Below are 18,588 nucleotides of genomic sequence, written 5' to 3'. Positions count from 1 at the left end.
CTTTCTACGGCGAGTTGTTTTTCAATATCGCGGGTTTCAACCTGTTGCTCTTGCGCGATTCGTGTGATCTCTACGGCTAATACTTTAGCAATCTCTGCGAGTTCGACTTGCCGCATTTGGTCAATTTGTGCGGTTTCAACGACGAGGTTTTTCTCGATCTCACGCTGTTGAACCTGTTGTTCCATGCCGAGTTGCGCTGTCTGGACTGTCAGATCACGCTCAACCCCTCGCAGGGATACACCTTCTTGTTGGGCGATACGGGCTCTTTCTACGGCGAGTTGTTTTTCAATATCGCGGGTTTCAACCTGGATTTTTGCAATTTCAGCGAGTGAAACCTGTCTGATCTGATCGATTTGTGCGGTTTCAACGACGAGGTTTTTCTCGATCTCACGCTGTTGAACCTGTTGCTCTTGACTGAAACGTGCCGTTTGCACTGCCAAGTCACGCTCAATATCGCGTAGCATAACCCCTTCTTCTTGGGCGATACGGGCTTTCTCAATTGTCAAGACTTTCTCTATTTCGCGAACAGAAATCGCTTGCTCCTGTGCGATTCTTTGCATTTGAACGACGAGATGTTGCTCAATTTCGGCGAGTTGGACGACTTTGGATTGCTCAATCTGTTGTGTTTCAACAATGAGGTTCTTTTCAATTTCACGTTCGGCGACAATCTGTTCCTGTTGGACGCGGGCGACTTCAATGTCGCGATTCATCTCGATTTCGCGTTCTTGGATGACCTGTTCCTGTCTAATACGTGCGCGCTCAACCTCCTGCTTCATCTCATATTCACGTTCTTGCACGCCTTGTTCCATCTCAAATTGGAATTTGAGGGTCTCGGCTTCCCGTTCCGCGGCATAGATAGCGATATTTTTCTGCTGGTCGGATTCTGCCCATGCTTGTTGTTGTTCGGCTTCAAGTTTCTGTATACGAGCATCAACCTCAATCTGAACAATAGCGACCTCTTTTTCCTGAACAATCCGTTCTTTTTCTCGTTCCTGCTCGGCTGTGATTTCGGTGATTATTCGGATACCGACTGCGTCGAATCGGTTTTCGGCATCAAGCGTTTCAACTGGGGTCTGATCTACCCGAATAATAGATACGGTTTCAAGGGTCAAACCGTTTTGGATTTCCAGGTCTTCACCGCACGCGCCTTGTACTTTATCAGCAAATTCTTGGCGTTTCTGGAGAAGATTTTGAATTTCACTTTCGGCTGCGACACTTCGCAATGCGCCTTCGAGTTTGGGTTCAATCAATTCGCGCACAGTTTCTGGGGTCATAGATTTATCGCCGAGAGCTTGTGCAGCACGTAAGATGGCGGTCTCTTCGGGTTCAACTTTAAGGTAGAAAACAACTTCCACATCACCGCGGTTAAAGTCGTAGGTAATCAATGCCTCTGGACCTTCTCGTATAACCTCAATACGCATGGTATTCAGAGAGATTTCTTTGATTTCATGGATAATAGTGTTAACCCAGAGACCACCGGTGATACGAATTTTCTCTCTTGCACCCCCTGTTCGCACGAGTGCAACATCAGCTTTCGGTATCCGGTAGCGAATGACTGTCGCGGCGAAGGTCGCCAAACTTGCCAATAATACGAAGAGAATCGCTGTCAACCACCGTATTACCTCGTTCTGTCCGAAACGGTCAAGATTTTGATACGCAAACCAGCCAACAGCGACTGCTACAGCTATTAAGAAAACGATAACAGCAATGAAACGCATTCAAGTCTCCTATAGAATGAATTTTCTAACGATTAGAATCTGGGCATCGTTGATGGTGTCTGGTTAATGCTAACCGAAATAAGAATCTGCCCGGTTTTAATGGTTCTGCTTTCACTTTTAAGACATACCTAAAAATTTACCTGAAAATGGTCTCGCTGCTGAGATGCGTCCGGTATCGTCCTTTGAGTGGTTGGCGTGGGGAAGTCTGCCACGCCAGATTTGCTAAGTAACAGAGAGCATTCTCAATGAGAGGTTTTGCTACGCTTGTCCGATAGGCATCACGCGTATCAACCGCAAAAGCGACATAATATCCGTCTCCCCATTGTAACTGCACACTGATCGGATCTCCGTTATCCTCTCTGACAGCCAATCTTCGGTAACTTCCGTCGTTTGTGACCCAATGATCGTCGGTTACGAGCGTATCTACATTTATCTTATGGGGCCAGGTAAACATACCTGTTTTTTGACCGTCGTCACTGATCTTAACGTTTCCATCGCTGGAATTAATCACGCGAATCGGGTGCCGATTCACTGGAAGCCAGTCGCCACGCCAGGCAGGCTCAGTCGTATGGACCCCGTCGGGAGGCGTGATATTGTTATCCATTGCGGAAGCCCAAACAATTCCGCCCTTACGAGCGAAGTCTTGAATTGCCTGATCGGCATCTTCAACGAAATATTCACCATCATGTCCGGTTGCGTTCCAAGTAAACCAGATGATGTCGTACTCTGAAAGCGTAATGCTTGAGAGTTTGATTGCATTGTTCGGATCCCCTCTATTGTCAGGATTGTCATTAACATGGACAGTTGTAAACTGGAATTTTAATCCTTCAAGAGAGGTGAGGGACTCCAATATTGCCGGCTCGCCACTCAAATTATCACCAACAACAATCAGCACACGGAATACACCTAACGGCACAATTTTTATCGAAGAGATAATATCTGAAAATGATTGCGAATGTGGAAGTGCTCTGAGGTTCCGAAGTGCCAACTGAAATTCTTGTGAACTTAAGCTGAGGTTCAATCGCCGCCCTTCAAAGTTAACATGCTCATAGAAAATGATATGGCATCCGCTGAACGGAAAACTGGGTCCGCGCTGGATTCGGATTGACGAAACCGTATCATTCATCCCGATGTCGAACATAGAGCTGACATCGCGCATGACAACACTCCGTTGACCGGTATAATCTACGTCCCGGAATACCTCAATAATGACTGGGACCGCTCCGTACTCCGGTGGTGTTGGATGCGCTGATGGACTGAAACTGATAGATGTAATCGCGTCTCCGAAGTTGTAAGGGATGTCATGGATGTTTGGATAGAAACCTGGAGCAAGCACTAACCGGCGTCCCTTGTAGTTATCATGCTCGTGAAAGATGGCTTTGTAGTTGGGCGACGCGTTGAAGCCTGGTCCCTTGTAGATTTTTATCGAAGATATGATATCTTGTGCGCCAATTTCACCAGTGTTCGGGATCGATTCAACAAGCGTAACCTTGCGTCCATGAAAATTCACATGTTCAAAGACTTCAACGACGAGCCTCGGCATGTTGGTCATAACCCGCTCCTTGTTTTCAGGCTTAACTCCAAACGATATTACAAGTCTAATTAAAATATCATTAGCAGAAATGGTTTGTCAAGGGAAAACATTAAGAACTTCGTTTTTCTTGAATCTTTGGAAAGAATATGATAGAGTATACGCAAGAGTCTTGGAAAGAACTCTTTAGGCATGTAAGATGGAGGAACTGTGATGTCTTACAAAAGAGTGCTTCTAATTTTTTCGATCATAATTATCAGTATCGCTTTAGTATATTTTCTGGTCCAAATGGAGCAATCTGCGACGACAGAAACGGGGGCATCACGCCCAGTTGCGCTTCCGTATAATTGGGTCGGGAGTATAACACAGAAACAAATAGCGGAACCTTCTGGTATTACCTACCATCCGACTCGACGGAGCCTATTTCTGGCTGATGATTCAGGGAGTGTCCATGAGGTAAGTCTGGAAGGTAGACTTCTTCAGTCAAAAGGATTAAACGAGCGGGATATTGAAGGAATTACCGTGGATCCGAGTACGGGCTTGCTGTACGCTGCTGTGGAAGACGACGAAGCGATATTGGAACTTGATCCAGAAGATCTCACTCTTCAAAGGGAATTTAGAATCGGCAGGAATTTTAACGGTGAACAACTCCTGAGGAAAGGGGGCATGGGTATCGAAGCGATTGCTTTCGTTCCAGATGCCTCACACCCGGAAGGTGGTACTTTTTGGGTCGGTAATCAATCCTTCAGTCTTAAAGCGAAAGATGAAGCCTCGGTCGTCTGCGAGGTCGTTGTGCCCCTGCGTTCTGCAACAGCGAAACAGTCAGATGGCGCGATCATCCACGCTTATAAAATGAACTTCATTGACATTTCAGGCTTGGCATACGATGCTCAAGGCGATTTTCTGGTATTAATCAGCGATACAACGAACCTCTTGGTGGAGCTCAAACGGGAAGGCACTGTTCTAAGGCAATACCTTTTACCCGGTGACGAACAGGAAGGGGTTGTGTTAGACGGACACGGTTACATGTACCTCGCACAGGAGAACGGAAAAATTATCAAATTGGCGGATCGGCGACTGCGTTGAATGACGACACCTTAGTTTCTTGATATTCCTAATTCGATTTTTTACACTCCGTTGTTTTTCGCCGCATCACCTTCAATGCGCAACACAGCGATCCCCGGAACTAAGTCTAATACCAGATTGATAGATGCGTACTGCTCTGCCGTATAACCAGAATCGTCGCGCCACAGAATTTGCACGTTTCCTTCATCGTAGAGAATCCCGGAGGCGAGTCTCTTATTATCAGCATTTTCTAAGTGAAAATATCTGCGACGTTTTGTATCCATGATGTCTGTGGATATACCAAAGGGATGAGGTATGGGACCCCACCTTGACAGAAATAAATCGAAGAGGTTATTCAAGCGAGACAAAATCAGCGTCTACAGGGTGCGGAATAATCCCAGCAACATTACCACGGTGGAGCAATTCCCGCACGCCTGCTCTGCCCTTTTCCCCGTAATCAAGCGTATAGTCATTGACGTACATCCCTACAAATTTATCCGCGAGCGAGGTTTCCATGTCGCGAGCGTAAGTCATTGCATACTCCAAACCGTGTTCTCGGTGTTCGAGTGAGTACTGGATGCTCTGTTTGAGTAATGCTGTTATCTCACGAATTTTTTCGGTGCCGAGGTTGCGACGAATTACATTCGCACCGAGAGGCAATGGTAATCCAGTTTCCTCATACCACCACTCACCCAAATCAATGACTTTATGAAGCCCTTCACGTGCGTAGGTTAATTGTCCTTCATGAATTATGAGTCCCGCATCGACTTCATCCTGTTGGACGGCATCTAATATTTTATCAAAAGGACGGGGCTCTGCCTCAAAATCTGGTTGGAAGAGGCTAAGTGTGAGATAGGCGGTCGTCATTTTACCGGGAATGGCGATGCGTTTACCCGCGAGGGTGTCCATTGGTTCCTTGGAAACGACAAGGGGACCGTACTGGTCGCCGATGCTCGCGCCACAGGGCATGAACAGATAATCCTTGGCGACGTAAGCGTAGGCGTGAACAGAGATTGCTGTAACCTCAAGTTCAGCGGCAAGCGCACGTTGATTTAGGGTTTCAATGTCTTCAATGACATGAACAATCTCATAAGGACCCGTTGGGATTAATCCTTTAGCGAGAGCGTAGAACATGAAAGCGTCATCGGAATCTGGGCTGTGCCCAATCCGAATTTTTTCTGTTTGGGACATAGTATTCCTTTTCGGTATCGATTGTAGTTTTTCTTCAGATAGTGATATAATCAAAGCAATGCCTAAATATCTTTATCTCACAGCAACTCCAGATGGACTCACAGAATTAGTGCGTGCGGAATGCGTAGCTTTGACAGGGTCTGTGCCAAATACAGACGGCATCTCGATTTCGGACAGGTGTGTTGATGTCAGTCGAGGCGCGTATCTGAAAAGTTGCAGCGAAATCCTTTTTGAAACAAGCAGTCTCACAGAACTCTGTTCAAACATCAGGTCCATAGGTTTACATGCGGACGAATTTCGAGTTTCTGTCGTAAAAAAGCCCCGCACCCTAAAAATGAACTCTATGACCCTCGCGCGAGACATCGGCACAGCTATCAGTGGTAGTGCGAATTTACGGCAGCCACGGACTACCTTTCTAACGGTTGTGACGGCTGAAAAAATGTGGTTTGGGCAACTCCTTTCCGAGTCCGATGGTGTTTGGCATGCGCATAATCAACGACCTTACGTAACATCGAGTTCACTACCGGCTCGGTTGGCGAGAGTGCTCGTGAATTTAGTAGCACTTCCAGGAGATCGTCTACTTGACCCGTGTTGTGGAACTGGCACTATCGTGATGGCTGCTGCGCATAGCGGTATCCACACGACTGGTTCCGATGTTAACCCTCGCATGATCGGCGCGACGACAAAAAATCTTCAGCATTTCGGACTCTCAGCAGACGTAGCACTCGGTGATGCGAGACAAATTGATGGGCAGTATGACGCGGTTGCAACGGATCTGCCCTACGGGATTAATCTCGTTAGAGATAGCACTCAAGAGATAGAGATTTTGTCAAATTTGCGGACGTGTGCGTCGAGAGCAGCATTCATCGATCTTCGGGATCTCAGTAAAACATTGACCGATCTTGGTTACCAGATTGAAAGCGTTTTACCAGTGCCAAAGTTGAGCATTGTCCGCCGTGTTTTTATCACCTCTGTGGTAGCATAATAGTGCACTTGTAGTATCAATATGAGGGAACTGAACTCAATAATCCTCGATGTTATCGTAAAAATTTGTTTCTGGCAAGTACTCATCTTCGTTGACTTCTTCCTCTTCATGTGACTCGTATTCTTTTCGGCTGAGGAGCGTGTCTATTTCATTTGGGTTCTCAAGCCGAAATTTACAAATCCATCCATCTCCTTCTGGAAAGCGATTGAGAAGTTCAATATCATCGTCAAGAGCCGCGTTGATTTCGTAAACTTCACCTGTTACAGGGGCATAAATATAGAAGCTCCTTCCTTCTGATGTTTCAACGCGTCCGATAATTTCTCCCTGTTCGTATTCGCCGAGAACTGGCAACTCTATGAAAACAATGCTATTGTAGACCTCTTGAATCCGCTCTGTGATTCCAACATTACAATCCTTTGAATTGAGAAATTCAATCCATTCATGTGTAGTTGTATACTTTATCTCAATGTTATCCATCGTGAACCTCCTGACATTAAATATGATAGACGCTATCACTTTACGATTCCAAGACCTTGGAGTTTCGCTTGAAAGGGTTCGACGGCATTTTGTCGAATCTGAATCTGAATCATCGGATCCGGATCATATTTTATGTCTATTACTTTTCCGCCGACGCGTTTACATAGCGTGACGACGGTGCCTATATCCGGATAATCAACTTTTAGATACAAATTTTGATGAAAGATACGGTTTTCAATTGTAGCATTTTGTAAGCATTCTCTGGCACATTGACCGTAAGCACGAATTAACCCACCGACACCGAGGTTGATACCACCATAATACCGAGTGACAACACAGATAATATTCGACAAGTCAAACGCTCGAATCGCCGAGAGAATAGGAGGCCCCGCAGAATGCGTGGGTTCCCCTGCGTCTGTAGCATATTCGCGCAGTGTAGTATCACTGCCAATACTGTAAGCATAACAATAGTGAGAAGCGCGTGGGCTGCGTTCTTGCACTTGGCTCAGAAAATCTTTCACTGCCTCTTGGGTGTGTACAGCTGTTGCCTCTCCGAGAAATCGAGATTTCTTTACAACGTGGGACGCGTGGGCGATTCCCACTACCGTTCTATATTGATCAGACATACGTCACGATTGTAGTTAGAAGGCTTGCCCGATTGAAAAGGCATACACAGCGTTCCCTTGCACGATATGGATACGTTCTTCATCTACCACAACGGGGGTAAATTGCGGTGTATATGCTGCATTGAGAATGATGTTTCCGAATCTGAAACCGATCCCGAAGCAGAGCCCTTCTGCTCTCCAGAGTCGTTCTTCCGTTTCAAATGAAGCGTCTGGCAAAAGGAACACCGATGTGTAACGTTTTTGTGTATCTCTGAGGTACCCAATTCTAATTCCAATTCGGTAGCGATACCACGCTTCTGCTCCTATATTTATTCGAATACCATCGTGGAAAGGCGGATGTGCATCTAAACCGAATCTCAAAGCCACATCGGATATTTCGCGCTTGTATGCGATACCGGTTACAATCGTGCGCTCCATTGTATCTGGAATAGAGGGGTCAGAGAAAGAGAGTCCGTTGCTCAAATTTTGAACGACAGCCCCAATCTGAATTGCTTCTCCAATCTGCTGGATAATACCGACATTATAAGCATATCCGTGCCCTAAGTCTTCGTTGCCATTAGTGTCAATTGCCTTGGAGCGTAACCATTTTGTGTCAATACCCAAAACTGTGCCGCCGAACAGATTTACACCGTAACTGAGACCAATCGCAAGATTATTTTCGGGGAAACTGTTAAGAGCCTTTCCGAGAGAGTCTACTCTCCGAAACGCACCGGCTTGTTCAAAAGCGAGTGCGAATCCAAGCGTACCGAAAGTGCCCATTGGAAATGCCCAATTTAAAGTTTCAACCCCAGATGCGTACTGCTCGTACCGACTATAATCCTCATAATTGGCATTTAGGTTCGGTTTGGAAAGCAGGGCGATAGTGTGTGGGAAACGGGTTGCGTGAATAACGAACCGGTTCCCTGTTGTCTCACTGATACCAGCAGGGTTACTACCTAAGGCATGCGCTCCGCGGGTTGCGCCGACAAAACTTCCACCCATCCCATAATGTTCCGCTCCAAGCAACTGTTTGAGGAATCCATCTGCTGAAGCCCTTGTGTTTGCCATTGAAGTGGTGCGACCCGAAACAAAAAAGAGGCTTACCATACAGAACAAGAGAATCGCGACACAATTTTGGACGTATTTCACTACTTACCTCTTTGTAGTTATCGGCGGTTAGGAACATCCCATAAAAGGTTATTGGTACCGATGCCTGTTAACTGATAACTGAAAATTATACGCAACAGAGTGTAACTTGTGCTACAGCATAGTCATTTGTATGGGACATAGAGACGAATGATGTGCTGATATTGTGTTTCTGTGCATAGCGTTGCACTTCCCCGTGTAGAATGAGATCGGGTTTTCCGACCGTATTCGCTTGAATCTCTACGTCTTGCCAACGCATTCCTGTTGTCAAACCTGTGCCGAGAGCCTTGAGCGTTGCCTCTTTCGCAGCAAATCGAGCAGCAAGCCGCCAGTACCGAGACGGAGCATCTCCACAATAAGCAAGTTCTTGTTGCGTATAAATCCGTTGTTCAAAACGTGATCCCCACCGACGGGATGCGTCTCGGATCCGTTGAACTTCAACGATATCAATGCCGATTCCCTGAATTTTTTGCTGGTGCATCAGATTATCTATAAAGTGCATCTGTCATTTGAGCAGCACGAACATTCGCTTTGATGTCATGGACGCGCACAATATCCGCGCCGTGTGTGATCGCCCAACACACTGTCGCGGTTGTTCCCTCAATACGCTCGGTTACAGGGAGGTTTAAAATGTTACCGATAAACGATTTCCGTGAAGTCCCAATGAGCAAAGGTTTGTGTAATCTTCGAAATTCCGAAAGGCGTTTTAGGATTTCAAGGTTGTGTTCTATTGTCTTGCCAAATCCTATCCCTGGGTCGATAATGATACGGTCGGCAGAAACACCTTCGGATTCGGCAATCTTGATACTCTCTTGAAGTGAATCACAAATTTCGCTAACGACATCGTGATACTGAGGGGCTTGTTGCATGGTGCGGGGTGTCCCTTTCATGTGCATCAGAATGAGTCCGGCTTCCATTTCTGATACAACCGCTGCCATTGTGGTGTCGCCACGTAACGCTGTGATGTCATTGATAAGATGGACACCGGCATCGAGGGCGTGTCGAGCCACTTCAGCTTTATATGTGTCAACGGAAAGAAGAACATCAACGGTACCAACAATCGCGCGAATGACGGGTAGGATTCGCGCTAATTCTTCATTGACAGACACCGAAGATGCCCCAGGGCGGGATGATTCTCCTCCAATATCAATAAGGGTCGCACCTTCCGCCACCATTAGTTCGGCATGTGCGACCGCCTGTTCAACATCAAGGTAACACCCTCCGTCGGAAAAAGAGTCGGGTGTGACGTTCAAGATGCCCATTACATGTGTATGTAAACCTAAAGTGAGCGATTTACCGCGACAGTTCATGTAATTGGCTTCGCGGGTAGTTGTGGTCGGGGTCCGAGAATCTCGTCAATATCTTCGGTGACAAGCGTTTCGCGTTCTAAGAGTGCGTCTGCGAGTAACTTTAAGCCTTCAAGATTCGTTTCCAAGATTTCCCGTGCTTTATTATAGCACTCTGTTACAATATCATGGACAGCCTTGTCGATTTCAATGGCAGTTTTTTCACTATAATCCTGATGGACACTTAATTCTTTACCGAGGAAAACCTGTTCGTCGCGTCTGCCGTAGGTAAGAGGCCCCATGCGGCTCATACCCCATTGCGTAACCATTCGGCGTGCGAGACTCGTGGCTTGCTCAAAATCGTTTTGGGCACCGGTGGTTTGTTCACCAAATATAATTTCCTCAGCGACTCTGCCTCCGAGGGCAAAAATGATATGCGCGAGGAGACGTTTTTTGCTCATATTATGCCGTTCTTCGAGAGGAAGTTTCGCTGTTACACCGAGAGCTCTGCCGCGTGGGACAATAGTGCACTTGTAGTTCGGATCACTTTCTGGCACGAAGTGTAGCATAAGCGCGTGTCCAGCTTCGTGATAAGCCGTAACCCGTCTTTCTTCATCGCTAATGACGAGGCTACGTCGTTCGGGACCCATGAGCACTCGGTCTTTGGCTTCGTCAAAGCACATCATGTCGATTTCTTCTTTGTCACATCTTGCGGCAAGTAGTGCTGCTTCGTTTGCCATATTCTCAAGGTCAGCACCGGAGAATCCCGGTGTTGCCTTCGCTAAGATTTCCAAATTGACGTTTTCAGCGAGTTTATAAGGATCTTTCGTATGGACATTAAGTATCGCTTCCCTACCACGCACGTCGGGCAAATCAACAACAATCTGTCGATCGAATCGTCCCGGACGAAGGAGAGCAGGATCTAAAACGTCAGGTCGGTTCGTTGCCGCAATAAGTATTACGCCTTCAGATGCTTCAAACCCTTGCATCTCAACGAGAAGTTGATTTAAGGTTTGTTCACGCTCATCGTGTCCACCACCGATCCCTGCACCACGGTGTCTACCGACAGCATCTAATTCATCGATAAAAATAATACAGGGTGCGTTCTTTTTCCCAGTTTCAAACAGGTCTCTGACGCGGGATGCCCCGACCCCGACGAACATTTCGACGAAATCGGAACCACTGATACTATAAAACGGCACATCTGCTTCACCCGCAACAGCTTGGGCAAGCATTGTTTTACCGGTGCCGGGGGGTCCCATGAGGAGGACCCCTTTAGGAATTTTACCGCCGAGTCGCTCAAATTTTTTCGGTGCCCTCAGAAATTCAATGACTTCCTCAAGTGCCTCCTTCGCCTCATCGACACCCGCGACATCTTCAAATGTCACTTTCGTTTGGTTCTCAGAGTGGAGTCTGGCACGGCTTTTGCCAAAAGACAAGGCTCGATTCCCACTCCCTTGCATCTGACGCGAGAGGAAAATCATCAATCCTAAGAAAATTAGTAGGGGTACAACGGTTGTCCCGAAAATCAGCAACCCCTGCGGAAATTTGGAGGGCGGCTTGACGTTATAGTTAATTTCATTCTCGTCAAGTTTCGCTTGGATGTCATAATCATCGATTGCATCACGGCTTGCTCTAAATTCGCCTTGCCATTTTGGCGGGAGATGGGTTTCTTGCTCTTCAAAGGCCACGCTTTCCAGAATCTCAGCACGAATTTCATTGAGTCTATTTTTATTGAACTGTCCTTCAACCCATTCTTCATCTAAGACCAAATATCCTTCGAACAGGGATGAACCGCGTGTTATGTATTGGTGAAAGTCAGAGGTCGCGAGTTGATAAACTGGATCTCTGCGGTTAAATAGTTGGTAAATGCCCAAGACGACGAGTCCGGCAACCACTACCCACCAAATCACCATGCTTCTTGTATTTTTATTCACAACCAATTGCCTCTCTGTTAAATTCTGAGCACTGAGAAAAAAATAATTTCAAAACGTATTTAGTTTATCAAAAGGTGTTAGTTTATAAAGTATAACAGATTTTTTCCCAAATTTCAACTGAATTTAAAAAAATCGTCTATTTCCGATTCACGAATAGGTGAATAGCAATTTTAATTGATAAATAATCGCGGTTAAGATATACTATAATTATGAAGAAATAAAAAATAGGTGCAACAAAATATAGTGGATTCTGTAATTAATTTTACACCAAACTCGGTGCGGTTAGAAACCGCACCTACCGGCGGTGTGCAGATATTTTCGGGCTTTACTATATTTAGGGCTGCGTTGCGATGTTTACGAAACGATTCAGCGCGGTCATAATAAAACTGGGTTCAGTAATTAAATTGTGTAGATTAAAATTCTCCATACAAAGCGCAAAATAGCGTGTCTTGAAAATCAATCGGACATAAAATCCAATCCTACAGGCTATCCTGGAAAGGAGGAATTTATGAATTTTAACAAACAGATACTTGCGACAATTATCTTCCTGCTGGCAACGGTGCCTCATACATTAGGGCATGTCACAGGTGGGAACCTTCAAAATTTTCAATATAACGCAGACCTCGCACCGGTCGCGCCTATTGTAGATGGGTACCTTGATGATCCGGCTTGGGATAGAGCGATTCTCGGTAAACTGGAACAAGACTTGATTAGTGGGGAACGCTGGGGCGAATCTCCTGATTTTACGGGAACCTTCGCAGCGGTTTGGCGAAACGGTTTCCTTTATGTAGGTATTAAAATAATAGACGATCAACTGGAAAACCGGCAAACAAAACTGCTCCGAGAGGATCATCTTATTCTTTACGTGGATCCACATCATTCGGGACGAGCGGAAGATCTCTACCGTTTTGAGATCCCTATTGAAAAAAAGATGGGTACTCTGAAATCACCCTTGACGCGAGTCGCTTGGGGAAACGATGGACAGACATGTGAGTTAAGTTTCCGTATTGATAATCTCGCGAGGAAAGGCAATAGTATTGGGTTTCTCATCGCCTATAACGATGTCGATAGTGGAAACCTTCGGCATGAAATTGCTTGGGCTCCAGAAGGTTACACTATGGAGGAAAACGCTTACCTTCCCGATCTCGTTTTCACTGCGAGAATCGAACCAACTCGACAACAAAAATTAATCCAGTGGGGACACATCAAGAGTCTCTATTAGTCCGCAACCGTGGGGTGAGGCGTGAAAATCTTGCCCTACGTTTAAATTAAATACCACGACGTAGCACTGGAGAATTCGTGTATTATATCGGTAAAACTTTGGAACTGATGGGCATAGCCTGCTTAGGAGCAGGACTCTATTTGGGCTGTGTCAATCCGTATGGTTATAGTGAATCCAAAGCAATGGGCGTTGAGATGGGCTTCCTAACGCTCGGTGTTTTGTTTTTTTTTCTCGGAAGACTCATTGAGAAACGTCAATGAGGATTAACAATTCGTGCTTGAAGGATTGGGAATAGACACTTGCCTCCATCATAGGTGAATAATCGCAATACCTTGTTCGCCTGCCACCGAATAGAGGAGCCACGTTTTTCCATTCTCACAATAGATCGCTGGATCGCGGAGTTCATGCACGCGTTCCCGATCTAACCCACCTGTCGACGGTCTAATCGGTAGATCCACACCCTCAAACTCGTATTTTGGCGCGATAACCTCTATGGGTGCAGATGGATGCCAATCGTTCCAATCATCTGTCAACTGTACGGTGCTTTTACGAATGCGCTCTGGACTGTCCCCGTAAAGTGAGTAATAGACAGTCAACGTATCCCCTTCAAGTAAATTTGCTGTGTGGCGCGGGAAACCCGTATTGTCCTTATCCGATTTACGTGGAAAGAGCGGTGTATCTCGCGAAATGAATGTCGCTGTCCATTCCGGTGTTTGCGCACGGCTTATCCAGCCGTGATATGTCGCATAGGGATGTCCCTGCCACCAAAAGACCCGAAAATAGGCACCGTTTCGTTTATCCAGTGTATCCGAAGCGGTGTAATTCACGCCGTCAATGGAAGTCGCCCAGCTGCTTGCCTGTCCTCCACCGTAAGTTCCGTGAAAATACATAAAGAATCGTCGATTTTCCGCATCTATGTGGACATCTGGGGAGGCGATGTGGTCGCGTCCTTGAAACACGGTATTGTCCCGGTGCAACGCGCCGGAACGATAAATAGTATAAGGGCCTTCGATAGCATCCGCATAAGCCAACCGGATATAGGCACCGCGATGATGGGCAAAGTAGAGATAGTATTTTCCCAGAGGATTCTCTACCCACTCTGGCACGCGAACGAGTGAAGGTCCATTGATATTCGAGAAACCGTGTTCTCTGTCAATCTCAGGCATGTCGGGATGGATCAGTAGTGTTCGTTCCATATTTCTCCTTCTGTAACTCCTTAATCGTGTGTCTGGAACCGATATACCTCTTGTGCTTCCTCAGACATATTGTTCCATATCTCTTTTGGAATCCGTGCGCGGAAGATTCCGGGTGCGTCGGGGGCATGGTGAAACCGTCGAAAATAGACGAGTGCAAGCATGTGCCGGACAGTATTTTTTGTCCGATTCGGCATGGCGCGGTGCCAGCACCGCATGTCACGCACGACGACTGAACCGGCGGGCATCTCTAACTGAAATGAGGGGTAATTTGCGGCGCGTTCCGGTTCACAGACGTTGTATGGTGAGTTACGCACAGCCGCGTCATCAACGATGAGATGTGAACCGGGCCACACTTCTGTCGCGCCGTTTTCCACTGTGAAATCAACAAGCGGAATGTTAACGACAATCGTTGAAACCGGCAGCGGGAACGGTAGTTCAGGGAAGAGTTGTCCCGAATCTCGATGAATCCATTGAATTTCGTTCCCGGGACGAGTTGAGTTACAACCGTAAGGCAGATACGCATAGACTTTCTCACCCATCGCCGCTTTCAGAATCGGCATCGCGAACGGGTTATCAATGATGCGCGGATCCATGAACGGCATTTGCAGCATCGGGTGTTCACCCTCATGACCGTTATCTTCATTGCTAAGCACGGTTTCCATAGCGACATCAAGTTCTGCTATCCAATCCGGTGGGAGAACGCTTTCAATGACTACCAATCCAGCCTCGCGTAAGAGACGCACGCCTGCATCGAGGCTTTCTGGCGTGAGTTTATTTTCAGCACGTTCCTGATCGGAGATTTCCAGTTTCGGAATATTGATTGTTCGTCCTTTGTTTTCCATGTGCTAAGCCTGCCTTTCTGATAGGTTTTGAGGAAGTTCCAGTTCGGATCGAACCACTTGACGCACCTTGATACAGATTTCCACCGCCTGCTCTGCCTCGCTATCAGTAGCGAACTTACCGGGATAGCGAGGATCAACTGCATGTTCGGAAATCATTAAAAAGTCAGAATACCAAGCCTGCCAAGCGGGAATTGTCGGCACTATCAAATCCAGTAATGTTGCTAAATCATGTGTTTTTGAGAAAGGGATATTTGCCTCTTGAAGCCACGCTTTGAGGTATTTTTCTATACACTGCTGAGCGTGGAAACAGATGACATCTTTACTTGAAATTGGACTCTCCTGAAGTAACTTTACCGTGGTATAATCACCTTCAGCCTTCTGCACCCATTCCGCTGTTAACGGATTCATAAGACATTTCTCTATCTTCAAAGGTTTTGGAAAAAAATTGCTGCCCCCATAAAGCACCTCACCTTTTTCCGTGATTTCGCGGAGAAACCAATCGTTGTATGAGAGGCGATAAGCAATCTCCTTGGGTGAACGCACCAGCAGATCCATAGGGAAACGGCGTGGGATGCGTTGACGAATTTCGATAGTTTGACGGCGCGTCTCTGACTCTGGAATGTCCATGACGACCAGCAAATCGACATCTGAGTCCTCTGTCGGCGTGCCATAAGCATACGAACCAAAGAGAATGACTTGCAGTGGCGCGAATTCACGCACGATGTCATCACACGTCGCCTGAATATCCTGCCGAGAAATCATCTGACTTGCCTCCTATCTTTTTCAAAGTATAACACAAAATGTGGAACAGGTCAAGATTCGTTGTTACACGAAGGATAAACAGACCCAAATGAGAAAAAAATTGTTGTTTTCTCCTATTAATTCGTATAAAATAAAATTTCAAGCTACCCCTTCCAAGGATTAGTTTTAGAATCACATTTAATTTGTAAGTAGAGGAGCGTGCAATGACACCTGAAGTCGCTTTACAAAAACGGGAGCAAATGATCGAAGAGGGTTTCTGCGTTGTTGATGATGTTCTGACGGAGGCGTTTTTACAGGAACTCCGAGATGAGTCGGAACGACTTATTGCAGGACATATAGAACCTGAGGATGTTATCTATCAAGGACAGCACGTCAACGTCCGTGGTGAGGATAACGCCCATATTCAAAAACTGTTGGAATGGCAACCCGCGCGTGATGCTTTGGAACAGATTGGGTTCGGAGATTTCGTATCATCCGGTGGGATTATTATTTTAACCAAGGAATCCGGGGGTCCCCCACTCTATTGGCATCAAGATTGGATGCGCTGGAACGATCCGCTGAGTTGCACACCGTGGCCCCAAACGATTTTCCTTAATTATTATCTTACGGATACGAATCGGGAAAATGGGTGTTTAAAAGTTATTCCGGGAACACACCGTAAGCGTATCGATTTACACGACATATTGGTGCCAGCACATGAGCAGGGCGCGCGGTTTATTGATGAGGATCATCCCATCATGTTCAGTGATTACCCAGATCAAGTGGATGTCTGTGCAAAAGCGGGTTCATTGGTAATGGCAGATGCGCGTATCTTACACTCCGCCCACAGAAATTTTACCGATGTGCGACGGACGCTTATACTTGCATGGCATAGCCGTCCGAATACGATACCAGACTACTGGGATAGGGATGTTCCGGAAATTATTGCGAATCGCGACGAAGACGCAAATTATCCGATGTCTCGTATTCCTGGTGATTTGTTACAGCCATAACACAGCACGGTATCTTTAGGGAATAGAGGAAAAATGATTCCGATTGACCTTTCCAATAAAGTAGCAGTAATTACAGGTGGTTCAGGCGCGTTAGGACGTGTTATGGTAAGAACCTTGGCGGAAGCGGGTGCGGATATCGCAATCACCTACTATAGGGACCAAGAAACAGCACGCCTTCTACAAGATGAAATCACCGCCAAAGGGGTCCGGGCAGCCATAGTCCAAGCGGATGTCACGGATCAGGACTCGATAAACGCTATGCGTGATGTCGTCTCAGAGCGACTCGGTTCGGCGGACATCATCGTCAATAATGCCGTAATTCAGTATAACTGGACTTCGGTTTTAGAACAGTCCGCTGAAGACTACGAAAGCCAGTTCCAGTCTTGCGTTCTGCACAATGTATATATGGCACAAGCCTTTGTCCCTGCGATGATTGAAGCAGGATGGGGACGAGTCGTTAGCATTAATACAGAGTGTTCAATGCAAAACTTTGAGAGGCAGAGTGCCTACACATCGGGTAAACGCGGTATGGACGGCGTTTTGCGGGTTCTTGCCAAAGAGGTCGGTTCTCATGGTGTTACTGTTAACCAAGTTGCACCGGGATGGACTATCAGTGAAAAAAGCGAAGCGAGCACATCCGACGAACATTATTGGAGTCAAGTTCCGATGCAGCGCCGTGGCACTGCTCAAGAGATTGCTAACGTCGTACTTTTCCTCGCCTCAGATCTCGCGAGTTACATCACAGGTGCGTATATTCCGGTGTGCGGTGGGAATGTGATGCCCACAATTTGAGGAATTTATTCCATGGAATTAAAAGTTTGCGCCCTCGGAATCTTGTTCAGGAATAAAGAAATTCTGTTGGGTAAAAGGGCTAAACACCGAACTTCTTATCCGAATGTTTGGGATATGATCGGTGGACACTGCGAAAATGGTGAAACACTGACACAGACACTCATCAGAGAATTGCAGGAAGAAATCGGTGTTATACCAATCCAGTTTCAACACATCGCGACACTATTTGATTCCAACAACGACCACACTTACCATGTATTTGTCGTAACGGATTGGAAAGGCGAACCGGATTGCTTACAACCGGAAGAGCACTCAATTATCGGATGGTTTGAAATCACTGAGGCGTTAAAATTGGAGCTTGCCTTACCTGTATATCGCGATTTATTCGTCAGTCTTGAAGACCGCTAATCAATTGCATATTTTACCTAATCTTCCGAGACTGTATCCCAATTCTTTAGATTTGGGATACAGTCTCGCCCTATTGAATGAGACCAAACGCCTAAAAAAAGAGTTGACATTTTGTCCGAAATGTCGTATAATTAATAGTATCACGTTGGACCGACATGCAAAGCATTGTCGCTTGACAATGTGTCGGTCCCACCTACTTTGCAGGGGTTAAAGGCGTGATACGTGAAAAATCATGAAAACAGAAACATACGAGTTCTACCATCAATCTAACTTGATACAGATCGGCAATTTGATTGACGATTTGCATGGTGTGCATGTTCACCTCTTGAAGTTGCAGAGACGCTATTATCGTATCTATGAAGTCATATTGAGTAAACCATAAGAATGTGGTAAAATAGGGATAGAAAAGGCGATACTTTCTGTCTCTTTCTTC

21 protein-coding genes and 1 pseudogene are annotated in these 18,588 nt (G+C 46.2%); 7 read left to right on the top strand and 15 right to left on the bottom strand.

All coding sequences use genetic code 11. The annotated features are described in order from the left end of the window. Both J4G07_14775 and J4G07_14770 read right to left on the bottom strand, forming a co-directional pair. On the bottom strand, window positions 1-1,718 hold a 1,718-nt coding region (locus J4G07_14775; GenBank protein ID MCE2415255.1), incomplete at its 3' end, for a hypothetical protein. A 136-nt stretch (window positions 1,719-1,854) separates the two neighbouring features. Then, entirely contained in the window at window positions 1,855-3,270 is a 1,416-nt protein-coding gene (locus J4G07_14770; GenBank protein MCE2415254.1) for a hypothetical protein, read from the bottom strand. Between the two features lie 192 nt (window positions 3,271-3,462). Here J4G07_14770 and J4G07_14765 point away from each other — a divergent pair, with 192 nt between their 5' ends. Next, window positions 3,463-4,335, top strand: coding sequence for an SdiA-regulated domain-containing protein (locus J4G07_14765; protein ID MCE2415253.1), 873 nt, complete (start codon window positions 3,463-3,465; stop codon window positions 4,333-4,335). Between the two features lie 41 nt (window positions 4,336-4,376). Here the strand turns inward: J4G07_14765 and J4G07_14760 are convergent, their stop codons facing one another. Continuing rightward, a complete protein-coding gene (locus tag J4G07_14760; protein ID MCE2415252.1) occupies window positions 4,377-4,598 on the bottom strand; it encodes a hypothetical protein in 222 nt (73 codons plus the stop codon). A 67-nt stretch (window positions 4,599-4,665) separates the two neighbouring features. Beyond that, window positions 4,666-5,505 (bottom strand): ABC transporter substrate-binding protein, encoded by an 840-nt coding sequence (locus J4G07_14755; protein ID MCE2415251.1) that lies wholly within the window; start codon window positions 5,503-5,505, stop codon window positions 4,666-4,668. 58 nt (window positions 5,506-5,563) lie between these two features. Between J4G07_14755 and J4G07_14750 the strand changes: the two genes are divergently transcribed. Continuing rightward, the gene (locus J4G07_14750) at window positions 5,564-6,490 is read left to right on the top strand and encodes a methyltransferase domain-containing protein (GenBank protein MCE2415250.1); all 927 of its coding nucleotides are present in this window, start codon (window positions 5,564-5,566) and stop codon (window positions 6,488-6,490) included. 36 nt (window positions 6,491-6,526) lie between these two features. Here the strand turns inward: J4G07_14750 and J4G07_14745 are convergent, their stop codons facing one another. From J4G07_14745 to ftsH, 6 genes are all read right to left on the bottom strand, one after another. Beyond that, on the bottom strand, window positions 6,527-6,967 hold the full coding sequence (locus tag J4G07_14745) for a glycine cleavage system protein H (GenBank protein MCE2415249.1): 441 nt from the start codon (window positions 6,965-6,967) through the stop codon (window positions 6,527-6,529). Window positions 6,968-7,002: 35 nt separating this feature from the next. Next, entirely contained in the window at window positions 7,003-7,593 is a 591-nt protein-coding gene (locus J4G07_14740; GenBank protein ID MCE2415248.1) for a YigZ family protein, read from the bottom strand. A gap of 15 nt (window positions 7,594-7,608) precedes the next feature. Then, window positions 7,609-8,640, bottom strand: a complete 1,032-nt coding sequence (locus J4G07_14735) for a hypothetical protein (protein MCE2415247.1) — start codon at window positions 8,638-8,640, stop codon at window positions 7,609-7,611. 166 nt (window positions 8,641-8,806) lie between these two features. Further along, a complete protein-coding gene (acpS, locus tag J4G07_14730; protein ID MCE2415246.1) occupies window positions 8,807-9,199 on the bottom strand; it encodes a holo-ACP synthase in 393 nt (130 codons plus the stop codon). Window positions 9,200-9,203: 4 nt separating this feature from the next. Then, window positions 9,204-10,028 carry a dihydropteroate synthase gene (folP, locus tag J4G07_14725; GenBank protein ID MCE2415245.1) on the bottom strand — a complete coding sequence of 275 codons (825 nt, stop codon included), beginning with the start codon at window positions 10,026-10,028 and terminating at the stop codon, window positions 9,204-9,206. Then, window positions 10,025-11,920: an ATP-dependent zinc metalloprotease FtsH gene (ftsH, locus tag J4G07_14720; protein ID MCE2415244.1), complete on the bottom strand. Its 1,896-nt coding sequence runs from the start codon at window positions 11,918-11,920 to the stop codon at window positions 10,025-10,027. The genes folP and ftsH overlap by 4 nt, the downstream gene beginning before the upstream one ends. Window positions 11,921-12,449: 529 nt before the next feature. Here ftsH and J4G07_14715 point away from each other — a divergent pair. Together J4G07_14715 and J4G07_14710 are read left to right on the top strand one after the other, a co-directional pair. Next, on the top strand, window positions 12,450-13,163 hold the full coding sequence (locus J4G07_14715; GenBank protein MCE2415243.1) for a hypothetical protein: 714 nt from the start codon (window positions 12,450-12,452) through the stop codon (window positions 13,161-13,163). A 77-nt stretch (window positions 13,164-13,240) separates the two neighbouring features. Continuing rightward, complete coding sequence (locus J4G07_14710) at window positions 13,241-13,423, top strand: hypothetical protein (protein MCE2415242.1); 183 nt, start codon at window positions 13,241-13,243, stop codon at window positions 13,421-13,423. A 48-nt stretch (window positions 13,424-13,471) separates the two neighbouring features. On the opposite strand, the gene J4G07_14705 is transcribed toward J4G07_14710, so the two are convergent. From J4G07_14705 to J4G07_14690, 4 genes and pseudogenes are all read right to left on the bottom strand, one after another. Beyond that, complete coding sequence (locus J4G07_14705; protein MCE2415241.1) at window positions 13,472-14,329, bottom strand: hypothetical protein; 858 nt, start codon at window positions 14,327-14,329, stop codon at window positions 13,472-13,474. A gap of 50 nt (window positions 14,330-14,379) precedes the next feature. Next, window positions 14,380-15,201 (bottom strand): phytanoyl-CoA dioxygenase family protein, encoded by an 822-nt coding sequence (locus J4G07_14700; GenBank protein ID MCE2415240.1) that lies wholly within the window; start codon window positions 15,199-15,201, stop codon window positions 14,380-14,382. Between the two features lie 3 nt (window positions 15,202-15,204). Next, a complete protein-coding gene (locus tag J4G07_14695) occupies window positions 15,205-15,609 on the bottom strand; it encodes a HEPN domain-containing protein (GenBank protein MCE2415239.1) in 405 nt (134 codons plus the stop codon). A 36-nt stretch (window positions 15,610-15,645) separates the two neighbouring features. Beyond that, window positions 15,646-15,963: pseudogene (locus tag J4G07_14690) on the bottom strand (nucleotidyltransferase domain-containing protein). A 203-nt stretch (window positions 15,964-16,166) separates the two neighbouring features. Between J4G07_14690 and J4G07_14685 the strand changes: the two are divergent. Genes J4G07_14685 through J4G07_14675 form a run of 3 tightly spaced genes read left to right on the top strand, consistent with a single transcriptional unit; the run spans window position 16,167 to window position 18,155 of the window. Further along, on the top strand, window positions 16,167-16,955 hold the full coding sequence (locus tag J4G07_14685) for a phytanoyl-CoA dioxygenase family protein (GenBank protein ID MCE2415238.1): 789 nt from the start codon (window positions 16,167-16,169) through the stop codon (window positions 16,953-16,955). 36 nt (window positions 16,956-16,991) lie between these two features. After that, entirely contained in the window at window positions 16,992-17,747 is a 756-nt protein-coding gene (locus J4G07_14680) for an SDR family oxidoreductase (GenBank protein ID MCE2415237.1), read from the top strand. A 12-nt stretch (window positions 17,748-17,759) separates the two neighbouring features. Next, complete coding sequence (locus J4G07_14675; protein ID MCE2415236.1) at window positions 17,760-18,155, top strand: NUDIX domain-containing protein; 396 nt, start codon at window positions 17,760-17,762, stop codon at window positions 18,153-18,155. Between the two features lie 193 nt (window positions 18,156-18,348). Here the strand turns inward: J4G07_14675 and J4G07_14670 are convergent. Beyond that, window positions 18,349-18,588: hypothetical protein (locus tag J4G07_14670; protein MCE2415235.1), on the bottom strand; the 240-nt coding region annotated here is incomplete at its 5' end.

The sequence above is a fragment of the Candidatus Poribacteria bacterium genome (genome assembly GCA_021295715.1).
In the GTDB taxonomy this organism is placed as follows: domain Bacteria; phylum Poribacteria; class WGA-4E; order WGA-4E; family WGA-3G; genus WGA-3G.
Note: the sequence above shows the minus strand (reverse complement) of the source record. Positions and strands in the feature narration are given on the sequence as shown.